General features: G+C 58.9%; 14 protein-coding genes. 7 read left to right on the top strand and 7 right to left on the bottom strand.

Going from position 1 to position 18,795, the window contains the following annotated elements:
- Nucleotides 1-20: 20 nt before the first annotated feature.
- Together GGD50_RS25960 and GGD50_RS25955 are read left to right on the top strand one after the other, a co-directional pair.
- Nucleotides 21-1,250: an ABC transporter substrate-binding protein gene (locus GGD50_RS25960; RefSeq protein WP_107106635.1), complete on the top strand. Its 1,230-nt coding sequence runs from the start codon at nt 21-23 to the stop codon at nt 1,248-1,250.
- A 93-nt stretch (nt 1,251-1,343) separates the two neighbouring features.
- Nucleotides 1,344-2,501, top strand: coding sequence for an ABC transporter ATP-binding protein (locus GGD50_RS25955; protein ID WP_107106636.1), 1,158 nt, complete (start codon nt 1,344-1,346; stop codon nt 2,499-2,501).
- A gap of 82 nt (nt 2,502-2,583) precedes the next feature.
- Here GGD50_RS25955 and GGD50_RS25950 read toward each other — a convergent pair whose 3' ends face one another.
- The 3 genes from GGD50_RS25950 to GGD50_RS25940 are packed head-to-tail and all read right to left on the bottom strand — an operon-like array spanning nt 2,584 to nt 5,676.
- A complete protein-coding gene (locus GGD50_RS25950) occupies nt 2,584-3,687 on the bottom strand; it encodes a D-TA family PLP-dependent enzyme (RefSeq protein ID WP_183940094.1) in 1,104 nt (367 codons plus the stop codon).
- Between the two features lies 1 nt (nt 3,688).
- Nucleotides 3,689-5,179, bottom strand: coding sequence for a M81 family metallopeptidase (locus GGD50_RS25945; RefSeq protein ID WP_183940092.1), 1,491 nt, complete (start codon nt 5,177-5,179; stop codon nt 3,689-3,691).
- Between the two features lie 11 nt (nt 5,180-5,190).
- A complete protein-coding gene (locus GGD50_RS25940; protein ID WP_183940090.1) occupies nt 5,191-5,676 on the bottom strand; it encodes a hypothetical protein in 486 nt (161 codons plus the stop codon).
- A gap of 112 nt (nt 5,677-5,788) precedes the next feature.
- Between GGD50_RS25940 and GGD50_RS25935 the strand changes: the two genes are divergently transcribed.
- The 5 genes from GGD50_RS25935 to GGD50_RS25915 all read left to right on the top strand — a co-directional run bounded on the left by GGD50_RS25935 (nt 5,789) and on the right by GGD50_RS25915 (nt 10,393).
- Nucleotides 5,789-6,178 (top strand): RidA family protein, encoded by a 390-nt coding sequence (locus GGD50_RS25935; protein WP_183940088.1) that lies wholly within the window; start codon nt 5,789-5,791, stop codon nt 6,176-6,178.
- A gap of 148 nt (nt 6,179-6,326) precedes the next feature.
- Nucleotides 6,327-7,190 carry a MurR/RpiR family transcriptional regulator gene (locus GGD50_RS25930; RefSeq protein ID WP_183940086.1) on the top strand — a complete coding sequence of 288 codons (864 nt, stop codon included), beginning with the start codon at nt 6,327-6,329 and terminating at the stop codon, nt 7,188-7,190.
- A 21-nt stretch (nt 7,191-7,211) separates the two neighbouring features.
- A complete protein-coding gene (locus GGD50_RS25925; protein WP_183940084.1) occupies nt 7,212-7,988 on the top strand; it encodes an SDR family oxidoreductase in 777 nt (258 codons plus the stop codon).
- Between the two features lie 27 nt (nt 7,989-8,015).
- Nucleotides 8,016-9,935, top strand: a complete 1,920-nt coding sequence (locus GGD50_RS25920; RefSeq protein ID WP_183940083.1) for a beta-N-acetylhexosaminidase — start codon at nt 8,016-8,018, stop codon at nt 9,933-9,935.
- A 146-nt stretch (nt 9,936-10,081) separates the two neighbouring features.
- Nucleotides 10,082-10,393 carry a hypothetical protein gene (locus tag GGD50_RS25915; protein WP_183940081.1) on the top strand — a complete coding sequence of 104 codons (312 nt, stop codon included), beginning with the start codon at nt 10,082-10,084 and terminating at the stop codon, nt 10,391-10,393.
- Between the two features lie 63 nt (nt 10,394-10,456).
- Here the strand turns inward: GGD50_RS25915 and GGD50_RS25910 are convergent, their stop codons facing one another.
- The 4 genes from GGD50_RS25910 to GGD50_RS25895 form a co-directional block, all read right to left on the bottom strand.
- The gene (locus GGD50_RS25910; protein ID WP_183940079.1) at nt 10,457-12,091 is read right to left on the bottom strand and encodes a hypothetical protein; all 1,635 of its coding nucleotides are present in this window, start codon (nt 12,089-12,091) and stop codon (nt 10,457-10,459) included.
- A 484-nt stretch (nt 12,092-12,575) separates the two neighbouring features.
- A complete protein-coding gene (locus GGD50_RS25905; protein WP_183940077.1) occupies nt 12,576-12,746 on the bottom strand; it encodes a hypothetical protein in 171 nt (56 codons plus the stop codon).
- A gap of 224 nt (nt 12,747-12,970) precedes the next feature.
- On the bottom strand, nt 12,971-16,747 hold the full coding sequence (locus tag GGD50_RS25900; protein WP_183940075.1) for a hypothetical protein: 3,777 nt from the start codon (nt 16,745-16,747) through the stop codon (nt 12,971-12,973).
- 804 nt (nt 16,748-17,551) lie between these two features.
- Complete coding sequence (locus GGD50_RS25895; protein ID WP_183940073.1) at nt 17,552-18,628, bottom strand: AAA family ATPase; 1,077 nt, start codon at nt 18,626-18,628, stop codon at nt 17,552-17,554.
- Nucleotides 18,629-18,795: the final 167 nt, after the last annotated feature.

Genomic DNA, 18,795 nt, shown 5'->3' with positions numbered 1-18,795 from the left:
CAGAGAACGGGAGCTTAAACGTGACATTCCATTTCAAAACAGGGCTGCTTGCCTTTGCTTTGCTCGGCTCCACCGCGCTTGGCGCCGTCAATGCGCAAGCCGCCGACAAGGAAATTAGCTGGATCTATTGCGGCGACAGCATCGATCCGATCCATGTGAAATATATCAAGGCCTGGGAAGACAAGAATCCGGGCTGGGCAGTCAAGCCCGAGGTCGTCGGCTGGGAACAGTGCCAGGATAAGGCGACGACGCTCGCTGCAGCCGGCACGCCGGTCGCCATGGCTTATGTCGGTTCGCGCACGCTCAAGCAATTCGCCGAGAACGATCTGATCGTTCCCATCCCGATGACGGATGATGAGAAGAAGAGCTACTATCCGAATATTGTCGATACCGTCACCTCCGGCGGACAGCAGTGGGGCGTGCCGATCGCCTTCTCGACCAAGGCGCTTTATTGGAACAAGGACCTCTTCAAGCAGGCGGGTCTCGATCCGGAAAAGCCGCCGACCAACTGGGCCGAGGAAATCGCTGACGCCAAGGCGATCAAGGAGAAGACCGGTATCCCCGGCTATGGCTTGCCGGCCAAGACCTTCGACAACACGATGCACCAGTTCCTGCACTGGGTTTACACGAACAACGGCAAGGTGATCGACGGCGACAAGATCGTTCTCGACAGCCCGGAAGTGCTGGCCGCCCTTCAGGCCTATAAGGACATCACGCCTTATTCCGTCGAAGGACCGACCGCTTACGAACAGAACGAAGTGCGCGCCATCTTCCTGGATGGCAAGGTCGGCATGATCCAGGCGGGCTCGGGCGCTGCCTATCGCCTGAAGGACACCAAAATCAACTGGGGCGTCGCACCGCTGCCGCTCGGTCCTGCAGCCAAGGGCCAGGGCACGCTGCTCATCACCGACAGTCTTGCGGTTTTCAAGGGTACAGGCGTTGAGGATAAGGCGATCGAATTCGCGAAGTTCATCACCTCTCCCGGTCCGCAGGGCGAATATGAACTGCAGGGCGGCGCCGGCCTCACGCCTCTGCGCCCGTCGGCCCAGGTCGACGAGTTCGAGAAGAAGGATCCCTTCTGGAAGCCGTTCATCGACGGCATCAGCTATGGCGGTCCCGAGCCGCTGTTCAAGGACTATAAGGGCTTCCAGAACGTCATGATCGAGATGGTCCAGTCGGTGGTGACCGGCAAGGCCCAGCCGGCGGATGCCTTGAAGAAGGCGGCTGGCGATCTTGAGCAGTATAAATAAAGCTCGCAGCAACTGGGCCGCGCGCATCGTGCGCGCGGCCGCTTTTTTTGAGAGCCATGCCTCCCCTATAATGGCGTCGCGCGGAGACAGAGTTTGGGCAAGCTGCATCTTAACCAGGTCAAGAAATTCTACGGCCACTTCGAAGTCATCAAGGGCGTCGAGCTTGATGTGACGGACGGCGAGTTCGTCGTTTTCGTCGGCCCCTCCGGTTGCGGCAAGTCGACCCTGCTTCGGATGATCGCTGGCCTCGACGGCGTCACCAGCGGCGACATCATCATCGACGGCGTGCGCGTCAACGACCTGCCTCCGGTCAAGCGCGGCATCGCTATGGTGTTCCAGTCCTACGCCCTCTATCCGCATATGACGGTGTTCGAGAACATCGCCTTTCCGCTGCGCGTCGAGAAAATGGCGGAAGATAAGCTCAAGGCCAGGGTGGAGCACGCCGCCCGCATATTGCATCTCGATCAGCGCCTGCAGCAAAAGCCGGGCATGCTGTCGGGCGGCCAGCGCCAGCGCGTCGCCATTGGCCGGGCGATCGTCCGCGAGCCGAAGATATTCTTGTTCGACGAGCCATTGTCGAACCTCGACGCGGCCCTGCGCGCCGACATGCGCATCGAGCTTGCCAAGCTGCACCAACAATTGCAGGCGACGATGATCTATGTGACCCATGATCAGGTCGAGGCCATGACCATGGCTGACCGGATTGTCGTCCTCAACGTGGGCGAGATCGCCCAGATCGGCGAACCGCTGGAGCTTTATCATAAGCCGGAAAATAAATTCGTCGCGAGCTTCATCGGCAATCCTAAAATGAATTTCCTGCCGGTAACCTGCAAGGGCGTCACCGAGGCGGGCGTCGAGGTGGAATACAAGGGACAGACGGCGCTACTGCCGGTGACCCCACGCGACGGCGTTGTCGGTAAGGAGCTGACGCTCGGCATCCGCCCGGAGCATGTACAGCTCGGCGGCGGCGACATATCCCTGACAGTCATGCCGACCGTGATCGAACGGCTGGGCGCGCAGACGGTCGCCTATGCGGCGCTGGAACGTTATAGCGGCGAGAATTTCTGCGCCACGCTGCCCGGGAGCATCGCCATCCGCACGGATGTGCCGCTGGTCACCGGCATCCGCCTGGCTGACTGCCATCTTTTCGATGAGAATGGCCTGGCCTTCGAGCGCAAGGTGGAGTTGACGAATATCGATATGGAGCTGTTGAGTTCGCCTTCGCACCGACAGGAAGAAGGCCTCGCGTAGTGCGGATTTGAGGGCGCTAAGGCGCTGCCCCTCATCCGCCCTTCGGGCACCTTCTCCCCGAGGGGAGAAGGGTTGTTGCCACCTACCAGACCAGCCCGCGTGCAGCGACATCCTCGACGCGGGTCACGATGCCGTCTCGGTGAAACACCATGCGGTCGTACAGGTTGGAGACGACGCAGGTGTGGTTGGGGATGATACGGATTTTCTCGCCAATCGCCGGGCGAGGCCCGCTGCATTTCGAAAGATCGACCACCCCATGCTCTTCCGAGAGATTCGTGATGATGGCTTCGGGGTAGCCGACTACCGTGCCGTAGTCCGAAAAGCCGAGGAGATCGGAGGTCAGCGCCTTGGAACCGGCGTCGATGACCGCGCGGTCCGGCGTCGGGCGCGAGACCACGGTGGCGAGGATATGCATGGCGCAATCCTCCTCACTGCAATGACCCGCGCGCACCATCGCACGGTCGTTGTAGATGTAGGTGCCGGCACGGTGCTCCGTGGCCGCCGTCACCAGATGTGCCTCATAGAGGCTCGGCGTGCCGCCGCTGCTGACGATGGGGCATTCGATGCCGTCGCGCTTCAGGAGCGAGATGGTCGCGGCCAGAAAGGCCTGTATGGCCGCAGCGCTGTTCGGCCTCGGATAGGTCATCAACCCGCCAAAGATCAGGCCGGGCTTGCCGGCGATCTGTCTGGCAAGAGCCGCCGCCTCTTCAGGTGACTGCACCCCGCAACGTCCGCCGCCGGTATCGCATTCCACAAGTACCGTCAGTGGCGTCTGCGTCGCGAAATGCGCGGACAGGCCATCGACCGTAACCGTGTTGTCGGCGACCACTTTCAGCCCGGCGACACGATCGTTTAGCGTCGAGAGGCGGGCAAGCTTTTCAGGCCCGATGATGTTGAAGGTGATGAGGATATCCTCGAAGCCGGCATCGGCGAACACTTCGGCTTCGGTGATCTTCTGGCAATTGATCCCCTTGGCGCCGGCTGCTACCTGGGCGCCGGCCAACGCTGGAATCTTATGGGTCTTGATATGCGGCCGGAAGTTCAGCCCGTGCGCGTCCATATAGGATTGCACCCGGGCGATATTCGCCGCCATGCGGTCTTCGTCGATAATCGGCCGTGGCGTCGAAAGAGCGTCAATGCGGTCGCCGGGCTTGGGGCTGATCTCCGAGACGATGTGATGCGCCATATCAGGCAGCTCCCTCTTTTGCCGCATGCGGGTCGGCAACCATCGGCCAGATATCCCTGGGCGCGCGGCGATAGGGCGTGCGCGCCGGATTGTTCGGATAGGGCGTTCCGGCTGAGCAGTAAAGAATTTCCGACGCGATCTTGGAGAAGGAGGCGTAGAAGTGGTTGGTCGACTTGATCACCAGGATTTTCTTGCGCGTGGGGTCGATGCCCATCACCGAGAAAAGGCTGGGATCGAAGCTTTGGGCGCGCGTCGAATTAAGGATGATGTCGATGCCATCGAGTTCGATATGCGCCGCATCGCCGAAGGGTGCCAGACTTTCGCCGAAGCGCATTTCGGCGTTGGCGACGAGACGCACGACCTTGACGACGCCGTCGACCGGATGACCGGTGCCCGGTGCCGATTTCGCTCCGAAGCGCAGCGGAATTTCCGCGCCTTCGCCGGCCGCCATGCAGATCTGCACTGCCATCGGATCCCAGATCGTGCCGATCGCCGTGTCGCGAGCACCCTGCGCCAGCAATTCTTCGAGGATGACAGTCGCATCGCCCGCCGTGCCGCCGCCGGGATTGTCCCAGACATCGGCGATGACGACCGGACCCGAACGTGCGGCGTCCGAACTGGCGGCCATAGCCTCGGCCACTGCCTGCTTCTCGTCGATCTGCGGCATGATGAAGGTGCCGCGCTTGGAAAAGAGCTCCAGGCCGAGGTCACGGGCAAGCACAGAACCCTTATCCGGCTTATTATTGCTGACGACCAGCAGCTTTGTACCCATCTCCGGCACGTCGCCCGCCATGAAGCCGTGGATCACGGAGATGGACAGGATGTCCGCATCGCTTTTCTCGATCGCCATGATCTTGTCGACGAAGGAGCGCATCGGCTCGCGCGAGGTCGGGTAGACGTCGATCATCCGGCAATCGAAGACCGACATGACCGGTTTTACACGGCCCTCCAGCGTATCGACGGCGATACGCCAAAGGTCTTCGGCGCGATCGACGAAGTCCGTGTGCGGGAATTCCTTGAAGTAGACGAAGAAATTCGCCGCCGCGAGGCGCTTTTTCGTCAAATGGCTGTGTGGATCGAGTTCGGCGCAGACAAGGATGTTCGGCCCGACGATCTCACTGACCCGCGTGAGGAAATCACCCTCGGGATCCTCGTAGCCGGCGGCAACCATAGCGCCATGCAGGCCGAGTACGACGGCGTCGACGGGCATGGCAGCGCGAAGCTGGTCCAGGATTTCGTCACGCAGCCCCTCATAAGCCGTGCGGTTCACCAGGCCGGCCGGGTCTGCCCAGGCGGCCGTGCCCTCGATTAGCTCCCAACCTTTTTCGGCAGCTACTTGCCGGCCGACCGTGATCGGTGCCGAACAGAGCGTCGGCGTCTCCGGATGTTCACCTGGCGGCGCATAGAGGGAAGCCTCGAAGGCGCGCCGATCGACGCAGATCGGAGAGAATGTGTTCGTCTCGGTCGCGAGCACCGCGGTGAAAATGCGCAACGCCGTTGCCTCTATTCCATTGGGTTCGGCAGGTAACCGGTAAAGCCGGAAATCTTCCAGCGGCCTTCATGCAGACGGCAATAATAAAGCGTCTGCCATTTCAGCACATCGACGCCGCCGTCTTTCTTCTTCAGGCTGCCATTGAATTTCTTGCGCACCAGCGCCGCCTCGCCTTCGATCTCGATGTCTTCCAGCGTGGTCGTCGTAAAGATTGCGATGCGCGGGTCCTCCGCAAAGGATTGGCCGGCGAATTCGCGCGCTTGCCGCAACCATTCGTCGCGGTAGGCTGCAAGTGTCGGAAAGGCGAGCCGCCATTTATCGGGGCTGACCTCGCGGCGGCCGTCGATTCCGATAAAGCCGTTTTCGACGAAATCGTCCGCGACCAGCGACCAGTCGGCGGCGAGAAAGGCGTCGATGTCGCGCGGCACCAGCATCTCCCAGATTGCGCGCCGGGCAGCGTCGTCGGCAGGGAAGGGATTTTTAAAAGGATCGCGCATTGTGTCCGCCGAAATTGAAATTCTTTTCATAAATTACGATTTTCACTGGCCAAATTCTGCTTTATATGGTCATTTGTCAACGCATTAAGAAAATAATTTGCAGGATTCGGAAATGTCCATCAAGCGTTATGGGACTGGCCAGACGGGTGCGGGCGGCAAGCCGCTGCCTTTTGCGCGCGCCGTAGAAGCCAATGGCTGGCTCCATGTCTCCGGCCAGGTCGCCATGGAGGATGGTGAGATCATCGATGGCGGTATTATCGCTCAGACCCACAAGGCGATCGGCAATCTCATCGATATTCTCCATGAGGCCGGCTACGGCGTCGAGCATGTCGTCCGCGTCGGCGTCTGGCTCGACGACACCCGTGATTTCTGGAGTTTCAACAAGATCTATCAGGACTACTTCGGCGCGCATCCGCCGGCACGCGCCTGCGTGCAGTCGTCGATGATGGTGGATTGCAAGGTGGAGATCGATTGCATCGCGTATAAGACGCAGGAAGCCTAGATGCTCTCGAGCAATTCCAGGAAAAGTGCGTGAGCCGCTTTCCGTCCGGAATTGCGTGAAAACAAAGAGATAGAGCAGTTCGGCGATTCCGCGAAGCGCTGTACTGCTCTAAGGCGCGGCGGGATCTTCGGGGTTAAGGGGGAAGTTCGTGGATATTTTCACGACCATGCAGGAGGAAAGGGGGCGGCTGTCGCAGTCGGAAAACCGTATTGCCGACATCGTCCTCAACGACTTTGAATTCGCGGTCAACGCCTCCATCATCGAGCTTGCCGGCAAGGCGGATGTTTCGCCGCCGACCGTGACCCGCTTCTGCCGTCGCCTCGGCTGCGAGAGCTTCTCCGATTTCAAGGTGCAGCTCGCCCGCACGGCGTATGTCGGCATGCGCTATATCAAGCCGGAGCCGAAAAGCATCGAGCCGGCGGATGTCGCTCAGGACATCATCACCAAGGCGCAGAATGCGCTGTTCCTGTTGCATCGCGGGCTGGATATCCCTTCCATAGAGCAGGCTTCGAACAAGCTTGCCGGCGCGGAGATGATCTACGCCTTCGGTTCCGGCGGCAATTCTTCGATGATTGCCAGCGAGCTGCAGAACAGGCTTTTCCGCCTCGGCCTGCGCGTCACCGCCAGCTCCGATCACAGCATGCAATTGATGATGGCCGCCGCCGCCAGGCCGGCGGATGTGCTGATCGGCTCGTCGCTGTCGGGCCGCAACGCCGAGCTGGTGCGGGCCTTCATGCTCGCCCGCGAGTCCAAGGTGCCGACCATTGCGCTGACACAGAGCCACAGTCCGGTGGCACTTGCCGCCGACATCACCGTGCCGGTGGATTTGCCCGAGGGCAACAATATCTATCGCCCGACATCGACGCGCATCGCCTACCTCGCAGTCGTGGATATCATTGCAAGCCTCGTCGCCTACCGCATCCAGCCACAGGCGACGGTAACGCTGCGCCGCATCAAGCAGCAGCTCGTGACCCATCGCGACGGCGACGACCGCCAGCTTCTCGGGGATTAGGATTCATCAGGGGGCAGAAGCATGACTCGATCCGTCGCCATCGTCACCGGAGCTGCCGGCGATATCGGTCGCGCCATTGCCCGGCGTCTCGCGGATGATCACGATATCGTCCTGCTGGTCGATATCGATGCTGCGGCCGCCCAAAAGGCTGCGGAAGAGCTGGGGCCGGCGGAACGCTTCGTCGCCCTGAAGATCGATGTTACCAGCGAGACCGATACCGTTGAGATGGCAAAGTTTGCGGCGGGACTGGGCGTGGTCAGGACCCTGGTCAACAATGCCGGTGCGGCCCGCGCCGTCAGCCTGCACGACACGACGCCGGAGATCTGGCGCGCCGACAATGCCCTCAATCTTGAAGCCGCCTTCCTGTGTTTCCGCGCCGTCGAGGACATGCTGAAGGCGTCGAAAGGATCGCTGATCAACATTGCTTCGGTCAACGGCATGGCCGTTTTCGGCCACCCCGCCTATAGCGCCGCCAAGGCCGGGCTGCTGCATTTCACCCGGTTGGTCGCGGTGGAATACGGCAAGTTCGGCATCCGCGCCAATGCGGTCGCGCCGGGCACAGTGCGCACGCAGGCCTGGGAGGCCCGTGCGGCCGCCAATCCCAATGTCTTTGAAGAAGCCCGCCGCTGGTATCCGCTGCAGCGTGTCGTCGATCCTGCCGATGTCGCCAATGCCGTCGCCTTTCTCGCCGGCCAGCTGGCGGCTGCCATCACCGGCGTCTGCCTGCCGGTCGATTGCGGCCTGACGGCGGGACAGGCCGAACTCGCCCATACATTTTCACAGTCCGATCATTATTGAACGCTTGTCGTCAAGGAGAGAATAGATATGCAGCCGGCTTCCTATCATCTCGAAAACACCTGGTCCCCCGAGGGCGGGCCAAATGGCCGCCTGACATTTACGCTGGTCAATCTGTCGGATGCACCGTTGGCCGGCTTCCGTCTCGTTTATACATCGCTGACGCGCGTCATCGATCCCAAGGCTTGCGACAATGCCGTCTTCCTTCGCCGCAACGCCAATTTCCATGAATTCGCTCCGCCTGCCGGCCTGTCGCTTGCGTCAGGCGAAAGCTGGACCTTCAGCGTTAGCGGCCTGAACCGCACGGCAAAACATTGCACCGATGGCGCCAAGTCCGCCTATCTGACGCTGTCGGACGGCACTCACGTTCCAGTATCCGTTACCGACCTCCTGCTTGAAGGGCGCGTCAGCGCGCCGCCGCCGGTGCTGCTGCCGGAAGGCAAGCTCGATCTTCCCTTCGCCATCCAGCCCTGGCCGGCGGCGATCGATGTCAAGCCGGGCGAGACCTTTCCGGTTACGCTCTATCCCGCCAAGGGAACCGATGGCGCCAGCCTGAAGGCCGTTGCGACGGCGCTGGCGCTCTTCCAGCGCCTCTTCCCGGTCAATCACGCGCCGTTCAGCCTCATTACCGCGCCACAGGGCAGGGCTCTTCGCTTCGTTGAGCGGCCGGCTCTCGCGAAGGAAGCCTATGAGCTCAATTTCTCGGCCGACGAGATCACGCTTGCCTATTCGGCCGATGCCGGCCGCCTCTATGGCCTGACGACCTTGGCGCAGCTTCTGGATGGCGCGCGGCGCGAACCCGGCAAATTCCGCTTTCCGATCGCCGGCACGATCTCCGATCAGCCACGTTACGGCTGGCGTGGCTGCCATCTCGATGTCTCCCGGCAATTCCATCCCAAGGAGAATGTGAAGCGGCTGATCGATATCCTCGCCTGGCTGAAGCTCAACATCTTCCATTGGCATTTGACCGATGACGAGGCCTGGCGGCTGGAGATCAAGGCCTATCCGCAGCTCACCTCGACCGGCGTGCTGCGCGGTCCGGACGAACCCTTGCTGCCGCAGCTCGGCAATGGCGCCGAGCCGGTCGACGGCTTCTATTCGCAGGATGATGTCAGGGAGATCGTCGCCCATGCTCTGACGCTCGGCGTCGAGATCGTGCCGGAAATCGATATTCCCGGCCACAGCACGGCCGCCCTTGTCGCCCTGCCGGATCTGGCCGATGGGCAGGAGGCGCCGGAGAGCTATCATTCCGTCCAGGGCTATCCCAACAATGCCCTCAACCCGGCCGTCGAGCCGACCTATGAATTCCTCGGGAAAGTGTTCGACGAAATGGTCGAGCTGTTCCCCTCCGATTACATCCACATTGGCGGCGACGAAGTGGCCAACGGCTCCTGGCTCGCCTCGCCGCTCGCCCGCAAGCTGATGGAGAGGCAAGGCATATCCGGCACGTTCGCGCTGCAATCCTATTTCCTGAAGCGGGTGAAGACGATGCTGACGGCACGCGGCCGCAAGCTTGCCGGCTGGAACGAAGTCGCCCATGGCGGTGGCGTCGGCACGGAAGGAACGCTGCTGATGGCCTGGGAGAAGCCGGAGGTCGGCATCGAGCTTGCACGCGAAGGCTATGATGTGGTGATGACGCCCGGACAGGCCTATTACCTCGACATGGTGCAGGCGGAAGCCTGGCAGGAGCCGGGCGCAAGCTGGGCCGGCACGGTACCCCCGGCTCATACCTACGCCTATGAGGCGGAAGGCGAATTCCCCGAGGAATTGAAGGATCGGATGAAGGGCGTGCAGGCCTGCATCTGGCTCGAGAATTTCCTCACCCGCGCCTATTTCAACCGCCTGGTCTTCCCCAGGCTGCCGGCCATCGCCGAGGCCGCATGGACGCCGAAGGCGGGCAAGAACTGGGAACGGTTCGCCGCGATCGTGCGGCTCAGTCCGGCTCTATAGGCAGGATGTCCATGGTCGTGATTGCCGCAGCCGTGATTGGCTGCATTGCCGGCAACGCATGGCAATGTCACGAAACTGATAGAGTAGATGCAGAATAATGGGGTTCCTTTCGATAGCGACGTCTGTCACCTAGAAGAGGAATCCCCATGAAAAAGATCATTTTGCTCGCGGCATTGACGCTGTCCGCCTCAAGCGCAATGGCAATGTCCCGCTATGACACCCACAACATGACCTGTTCGGCTCTTCACAACAAGATTGCCCAGGAGGGCGAAATCGTCCTGCGATACCCCTCGCACAGCGTCAACAATCTGATGATGTACGATCGATACGTCTCAAACTCCGCTGCCTGCGTAAACCACGGCACTTTCTCGAGTGCCACGGTTCCGACCTCGGACGAACCGAGCTGCAAGGTCCAGCGTTGTGTGTCGACGACGGGCAAGGGGCATAATCGCAAGTGAGTGCGGTGCAAGTCGGCTTTGTGCGATGTCGGATTTACCAGCGAATACAAAGTACCTTTTGATTCATAATGCCGTGGGCGATGCCGTTGTGACGATTTCGTCGCCTCCGCCGCTATATTCAATTCGCGCGAAACCTTCGTTTGAAGAAGCGTGTGGCTCCTGAAATATGACAGTAGTCACATTGCTAATTTTCTTCATTTTCGCCCGGAATTGTTCGAATTGATGGCTCACGTCGTCACCGACAATTTGCTCAAGTAGTACGTCCCCTCGTTGCCTTCCTTGCCACAAGACGCCGCTAACGGCTCCAACGGTGGTGACTTCTATCGGCAGAAACACGCCAATCCAACCACACCCTATATCCACAGCCGTCATAAACACCCCTTGCTCGGCCTCCAAAGGGGGAAAGGTCCCTGCGTCCGTGGCAATATCGACGATGGTCCCTCCCGTGGTGCAAACAGCGGCTAGTGCATCTATTTCATGCCGTCTGGCCCAAACCTGTTCCAGGGAAAATTTTCGAGAATGTGCACCGGCCTTCGAGTTAATGACTTCTAGTTTTCTAACGATCGCGAGATAATTCTCTAATACAGATGTCCATTCTGCCTGAGGATGATTGTCTGTTACTATCGAAAACGGAGTGCGATTTCCCTTCGCATGAACGCTGATTGAAATAGCCCCCAAAGACAGAATCTTTGCGCATAAGAGAAACTCAATCCATTCCCCTGACAGATGCTCGGCGTTTCGGTCAAATCCGCCTGACTGCGTGAAAGTCCATTTACCGAGGCGTAGTACGAAGATTCCTAACTTTGTGGTGAAGGAAGCGGCATAGCCACTCGCTCCCGTTATGCCGGGTGGCACTACCAAGAAGTCGCTATCTAAAGCTAAGGTTTCTTTGGTAGATACCGCAGTTATGACGATTGTAGCTGAAAATTGCGCGTTCGGAGTGATCCGTATTGTGCCCGATGCGGCTTCGGCCTCAGGCAGCTCGATATTGAAGCGACGCTCCGTGGTGAAGAGTTGTTGGATTGGTAAATCACGCAGCCCCAAGAAGCCGTCTATAACCTCATCGACAGGAACGTCTGAAAGCGAAAATCGTCCCGTAAAACCATATTCATCATATCCTAGTTCTGAGCACTGACGTTTCTTTGCATCGGCGTATTCCAGCATTCCCGCGTTTGCGAGACGCTCCAGTGCTAGGCTTAGTGCTTCAGCTTCGAGAGGGATCGCGTTTGCGGTTGTTGCCGCAAAGGTAATCGTTTTCAGATGGAGCTTCGTGTCGCCATTTTTTGAACACCGCCTTAAACGTTCTAGTACGCGACCAAGTTGATCGTCGAACAGATGGTTCAGATGCATGCTGATAATGCGATCGTCTTTGTCGATCTTTAAGATGCAGATAACCGCTGGATGGCTGTCCTTGACGAGTCTCTCGGCAACAGAAAGTGTAACGCGCGCAGTCTTATTTTTGGCGAGGATGGTTTTGACCTGAACAACGACCTGAATCGGTGGCGGTCGCTTGTCGAACGACATTTTTTTGTTGGGCTCAGCAAGATCAAACTCAACGATGAAATCTTTGCCGGTTTTGTCCGGTTCTAGTTTGCTGCAGTTCAAACGTGCTCGAAGGCACAACCCGCTAAAGAAATTTTCTCCTATGTGCCCAATGCGATCGAGTTCAGCACCACTTAGTTCGCCTCGATTTGTCATCTATCGAAACCCGCAACAGACGTCCGACGTAGATTTTTGACTGTCGACTTAAGGAGTCCTGCATTTGCAGCGCTAACCCCGCAGCGACCAGGGTCCGATCGCTCTATGGAGCGGATTTGTCCATTTGTAGGTGACATCTCTTCCTACCACCTGGCAATCAGGGTTGGCAGTGCCAGGATACCAATAGGAGTATCAACAAAAAGCGGGAATGCAAGCAGGGGATGAGATATGCCGGGGAAATATAAGCAACAAAAAAGCCCGGAGAACCGGGCTTTTTGGAGCATCATCGATCAGCCATAGACCGACAAATACGGGAATTTGGTGCCCAGAAGAGGACAGGGCGCCAAACCTATCTTGCTATTGAAATTACTACGTTTTTACGCCCATCGATGAGGCTGTGTGTAGCACTCGTGTGGGGTATGCGGCAAGGGCTTAATAGGTCTTGTGAGGCCTTTGATATCGTCCCCCGCCCACCACCGCCGCGTCACGCCTTTGTCATCGCATCACTTTCGGTCTTCCGCGTCCAATCGGTGGTGCTCAAGCCCTGACCGGAGAAATCCCGGAACGTCGCGAAGGTCCACCCGAAGGCAGCCACGCGGAGGTACAGGTCATGACGGGAGATTTCGAACTCGAAGCGTTTGGTTTTGATGAACATGCTCATTCCTCTTTGAAAACACCCGATGCGGGTACGCACCTTCCGTAAGGTGATTTGTCAGTGGTGTCTACAGGAATTTTATAATAAAAACAAAAGCTTATGCACTATTGCAACTATTGCGCCTCTGCAGTATTCGCGTTGGTGCAAAGGTCGCAGGAGTGGACAGATGTACGCTGCTAGCGTCATCGGAGAACGGGACATTTCTGCCCCGCCCTCAGTTCACTTTAGTCACCAAAGAGACCAACCGGCTGCTTCCGTGATCTTGGGGTCCTCTCCTGTAGATCCGAGATACCCCAGTTGAACGCCTGCATGTAGCCGAAGGCATTGTTGAACGGCAGGAGCTTGTTGATTGCCCTTGCCTCTTCCTGCGACAGATCGCCATGGAAGGCCCCACGGGTGGCACTTGCCGCCTTCTGCACGTCGTCCAGGACGGCTGTAGCTGGGTTGCCGAACCACAGGTCAGAGGTCTGCCCCGTCGTGCGGGAGTACGAGAACTCCGGCTTGTAGCCGATTGCCGGAAGCGTGGTATCCACCAGCGTCGGGATGATCGAAGAGACCCCAGCCTTTGCGAAGCCAGCCGCGGCAATCTTGTCCCACGTCAGCCGATCCCTGAGGAACTTGTCGGCGTCTGAACGTCCAACTGCCTGCTCTCTGGTTTGCACCTCGTACACCATCGCGCCAATGAACATCGCCATGGTGGCGTTGATCGCGGCCTCGGGATCACGCATGTGCAGCGCCTTCATTGTCTGCTTCGCGTAAGAGGCAGCCATGAACGTACGGAACTGGGTAAGCGTCTGTGCAATAGGGTGCCCCATCCACATGATCTTGTTGCCCAGGTCGTTCTGCTGGATGATCTCGGTGGACTTGCGATAGACGGCGCGTCGAAAAGCTTCTGCGGCTTCCTTGTCGGCCCATTGGTCGAGCTTGAGACCGGCAATGCGACTCCCGTTCATCTGGACGCCAGCCGGGTCCTTCAGTGCCACCTTGACGCGCTCGTACATCGCTTTATCGAGACCGAGGTCAGCAAGACGCTTCTCGGAGAACTCCGCTTTGCCAGCAGCCGCGTTGGCAAACTTCTGGATTACCGCCTTGTAGGCCCAGCGCTTCGAGAGGGTATCGATGCCTTCCATGCCGGAAATCTTCGAGGTGATCGCACTACCCCTGTTGAGCAGGTTGGAGACCTTGTGTGCCCAATCGCCGCCTTTGGTGCCTTGGATCATGTCCAGCATGGCATCGTAGCGCTCCTCGGGCGTCCTCGTCCAACCTTCCAGACCGTTGCCGAATATGGCTTCGACATCGTCACCGAAGTTGTTCTTCAGGTGAGCTACACCGTCAGCTCCGATCACCCGCCGCATGTTCGGGACCTGCTGGACCATCGCCTTCAGACCGACACTGCCGACGAGGTTGCCCAACTCGGGGAGCTGAGCCAGACCAACTTGGTTCATCATGCGGATGAAGTTGACCTTCCGCAACATGCGGAGACCCCAGCCGAACGTCGTGTTGTTGATGTCGTAGGTCTTCGTCCCCTTGATCATGTCGTAAGCGAACTGAAGACGCTTCCGATCCTGAGCGATCTCCTGGGAAGTCTGGCCAGCGTCAGCGCCACGACGGGCAACTTGGTCGAGATGAGCCCGCCACTCGGCATCGGAGGTGATACCGTCGAGAACCGTGGTGCCGTGAGAGATGACCTCGCCGGCCTCGTCCTTCATGTCTGAGATCGCAAGCCTCATTCTCGCCAGGGCAATGTTACCTGCGGCACGACGGGAGTACTTGTTGTTCAGGTACTCGATGTTGCGGTTTAGGAGGTCCTTCACGCCGAACTCGGCATCATGCTCCAGGCCCGTGGCACGGACTCGGGGACGGTACGGCAGGACATAGCTGGTGTCGATCAGGGCACGATGCTTGAACGGCTTGGCATTGCCGGCATCCGATTTGGCGTCCGCGTTGTCGGCCACCCAGTTCTTGAGGAAGTTGTCGGCCTCATCCTGACGGAGCGATCCCGCTTCCACCAAGGCATTCATGGCGTCTTCCATGTTGTCGCCGGATACCCGAGCCAGGAAGTCGCCCCTGTCGAGCCCCGCCCCACGCTCCTTGATGGATTTGAGAAAGGCTGCTGAGACGCGCTCCAGATCGTCGTCAGCGATTGACGGATTGGACTTGCGCATCCCACCCTTGATCACCGCTTGAACCGTACCGTCTTCGAAGTGCTCGTCAGCGGCATGGACGAGGACATTATGCCACTCGTGGACCATGTAGTTCTCATTGGCCTTGACCGTGTCGGCACCCTGTACCGGACGGGCCAGCCCGCCTTCGCGATAGAGGGCATTCTGTTGGAGCTTGAGCTGTTCTCTGCGCAACGCTGCCCAGTTGTCGCCAGCCGCCTTCACCTCAGACGAATAGAAGTCACCCTTATGCAGCCGGGTGTCCTCGACGTATTTGAAGACGAGGTCATCAAACTGCTGAGCTGTTCCACCCTTGGCGATGAATGCGTCCTTCTGTGGCTTCCAAGTGCGGTAGAAGGCACCATCGAACTCCTGGTTGAGCATTGCGGCATCTTCCGACGCTGCACGACCGTTGATGGAAGGCCCGATCTTACCGGTGCCATCCTGAACGAGACCCGCCATAGTGAGGCGGGTGCCGGGGTTCTTCGACTTGTCACCCATGGCAGCAAGGTCGCCACGGATGCCAGCAAATGCAGACCGAGGTGTCGCGTCATGTTCCACCTGGGCCATCGCGGCTTCAGGATCGAGGACGTTGTTCTCCCTGGTCACGGCAGCGGCACCAACGGAACCACGGTTGACCGGAGGCACGTAAGGAACGCCCTCGTGTTCTGCGATGACCTGATGGCCGATCTGCTGGAGACCACGGCCCTCCGCTGCTGTCGCCGGATTGGCGGACAGACGACCGACAATGCCACCAAGGCCAGCCCCGATCACCGTGCCCATCATAAGATCGGCCTTGGTAGCGTTCGGGTTGAAGCCATAGTTGATGGCAGAGGTTGCCAGACCGGATACGCCACCGGCCAGGGCAGCGGACAGAACCTTACCGACGCGGACACCATACTTGCCGATGGTGAACTCCGGTGCCACTGCGGAGACCGCGAGGTCCGTGGCAACGTTGACGGGGTCGAGGGCCTGATTGACGAAGTCCAGGGCAACACCCGTGAGGCCTGCTTGCGACAGCCGCGTGAGGCGATCACGGTCAGCCTGGGCGTCCTGAATGGCCTTCATGTAGCCGTTCTGAGACGTAGAGCCACCGAGGAACTTGGCATAGCGCTCAGGGTCGAGATTGGCCTTCTCCAGATCGGCAGCAATCTTATCCTCACCAGGCTTCTGCCAGTTAGGGTCAGCCTTGTAGGGATTGCTGTTCAGGATCAGGGCCAGGGTGCTGTTCTGGTTCCAGGCGTCCTTCTCGGTCTGCCAGAGGCTCGGGGCTTCCGGTGCGTCGACACGCGGGGTACCGGAGACAGCTTCGTTGGCCGGAAGGGGAACTTCGGTGTTCGCGGTGTACTGGGTGGCTGGCGAGATATGCGGGGTGTACGGAGCTTGGTCAGCGGCAGCCTGAGGTCCGCCGAGGATGATATCGGCTTCCTTAGTGCGACGGCCTTCGTTGATACCGCCGTTGTCACTGCCCCGGTTCCTGACGGCGGAAGCAATAGCGTTGATGTCACCGGTCTGCGCAGCGGCAACCACGTCATGCGGAAGGCTACCATAGTTGTACGTGGTGGACGTAAGTGCTGCTCGGACATTGCCGGGAAGCGCTGCCCACTTATCCTGACCTATCTGCCCTGCGGCGGTATTCTCGAACTCTGCAGCACGACGAGCGATGTCACGTTCGCTGTCCGCGCGGTTGACCACGGTGTCTGCGGTGATCGGATGGACGCTGCCGTCAGCCAGGGTAGTCGTATCGGAACCATAGCCAGCGCGGTAAGCGGTGCGGTCCCACTTCGCGTGGTCGATGTAGCCTTCAAATCCCTTGATGACTGAAATAGCGTCGGTCATTGTACCTCTTCTGTTGCGTGAAATGTTGAATGCGATAGCGCCCTGATAGGTTGCGGATGGCGCTACTGTTGCGTATTGTGGATTGGGGTTTCGCCTTGGGTTCGCGATGAACGGGACAGGCGCAATAGGGGCGCTTTTGGCGCATTGGGGACTACATGGAATTTTGGATGATCAGGCTCGCGCTCTATGCGTTGTGGATTGGGCTCTGGGGATGGCTGGCCGTATCTCGTTTCAAGGCTAACGATAGGACTGGCGGCTGGTGCTCGCTCTTCTTCGTCCTAAGCGCCTTCGTGGCCATGTCTGGGATTTACTCAGGGCAAGAGCTGTAGGTTCTAGTCCTTCATCCGCATTTCCCGCCGCTTCTGGGCGGTGCCGTCGCTGTACCCAGGCGGCGTTAATCGCTCAATTTTGCGGCCCGTCTTGCTCTCCCAGGCCCTGCGGAGCGCCCAGGTGTATTGACATTTCTCCCTGTAGGTCGCGTCGGCTGCCGGTGCTGGTGGAAGTTGGCAAAGGGGAATGCCAGCCTTCACGCATTCCAGCGCCCAGTTCGGTTGCACCCTGCGCGTTCGGGCATCACTGCCGCTTCTAATTGCTGACCACATGTGTCTGGTCCTTTCGTTTCGATAGTTGGTATGCGATCAATGGGGGTTGCACGGCTCACATTGCTGTGTCCGCGAAATTCTCCATATCTGCTTGAATTTGTTCGATTATATCGAAAGTAGCAAATTGCAGTAGCACTTAGGGAATGCTACTCTGCAACTCCATTCTCCCGAGGGGGCAGAGCCTCCCTCTCGTCCAAGCTACTCAGTGCAATGGTGCAACTTCGGTCCCCGTAAGATCACCGTCGTCCACTTCAAAGATTTCGTCATCGAATGGATTGGACCTCAAACGCTTAGCTGCTTTGAAATAGCGGTCCTTGTCGTCTTCCTTAAGCTGCCCTTGCGCCACCAGAAGCCTTAATTGGCGACCTACGTAGTGCTTATCCCGGCCTATGTGGTCCCCGATCTCCACCGCAGTGGTGAACTTGCAGGACTTTAGAGCCTTCAGGACATCGTTGCCGGCACCTTCGCTCTCATCGTCATCCACGGTCCAACCTGAGGGCTCCAGGGTCCACTGCCGGGGTTGAATGCTGCTGTCTCCCTGTGCGCGGAACTTGCCGAATTTGGCGATGAACGACGCCTTGCCAACGCTCGCCCCTGCCGGGTGCAGACCGAGCTTGACCTCGAAGGTCGCTTCCAATGCCGTGGAGCCTCGAAAGTCCTGACCGGATTTGTTGGCGTGGTGGACAAGGATTGCGACCTTGCCAGCCTGCTTCATCCGCATCAGAAAGGACATGACGGGCCGAAATGCCACGCTGTCGTTCTCGTCTCTCAGACCATCGGCGCAGGTCGTGACGTTGTCGATGATGACGACTTCGGAGTCCGTGTCGTCCATGGCTTGCAAGACATGTTGCTGCGAAGTGGTGTCTGTGACATCGAAGAACTCACTGTCGGGGTTCTGGGCCTGTCGCGCGACGATGCGTAAATTGTTGCCTAGCGCTTCCATGTCCAGACCTGTGACAGCTCCGGTCTCCACCAGTATCCTCAGACGACCTTGGAGATCCTGAAGGTTCATCTCACCATCTACGATGAGTACCCGTCGCGGCTTAGGTGCCTTCCATTCCCATACGCTACCGCCGCCAGCCATGGCCACCGCAAGGGACAACGTCAGCCACGTCTTGCCGACCCCGGTTGCCGCCCAGATCAGTGCGGTTTCTCCGGTCCTCAACCATGGATCAATGGCGAACTCCCTTGGCGCGAACTTCTTCTTCAACAACTCCCCTGCTGTAATGCCGACAAGCTGCGGTTTGCCCGTGCCTGTTCCTCGAATTTTAAATGTCATGGTTCTCCATCGGTCTCCTTATGTTGGCTATGGGTGCCGCTAGATGCGGCTGGTTGTTGAACGCCACAAAGGTGTCAAGCGAATCGAGGAATTGACCCCTCTGCCGAATTGAAGAACTGACCCCCTCATTGGTTTGCAGTTTCGTTGGTTTCAAGCGCCGCTCCGGC

The sequence above is a fragment of the Martinezella paranaensis genome, from assembly GCF_014200235.1.
Taxonomy (GTDB): Bacteria; Pseudomonadota; Alphaproteobacteria; order Rhizobiales; family Rhizobiaceae; genus Rhizobium; species Rhizobium paranaense.
This window is presented reverse-complemented; position numbering and strand designations above follow the sequence as displayed.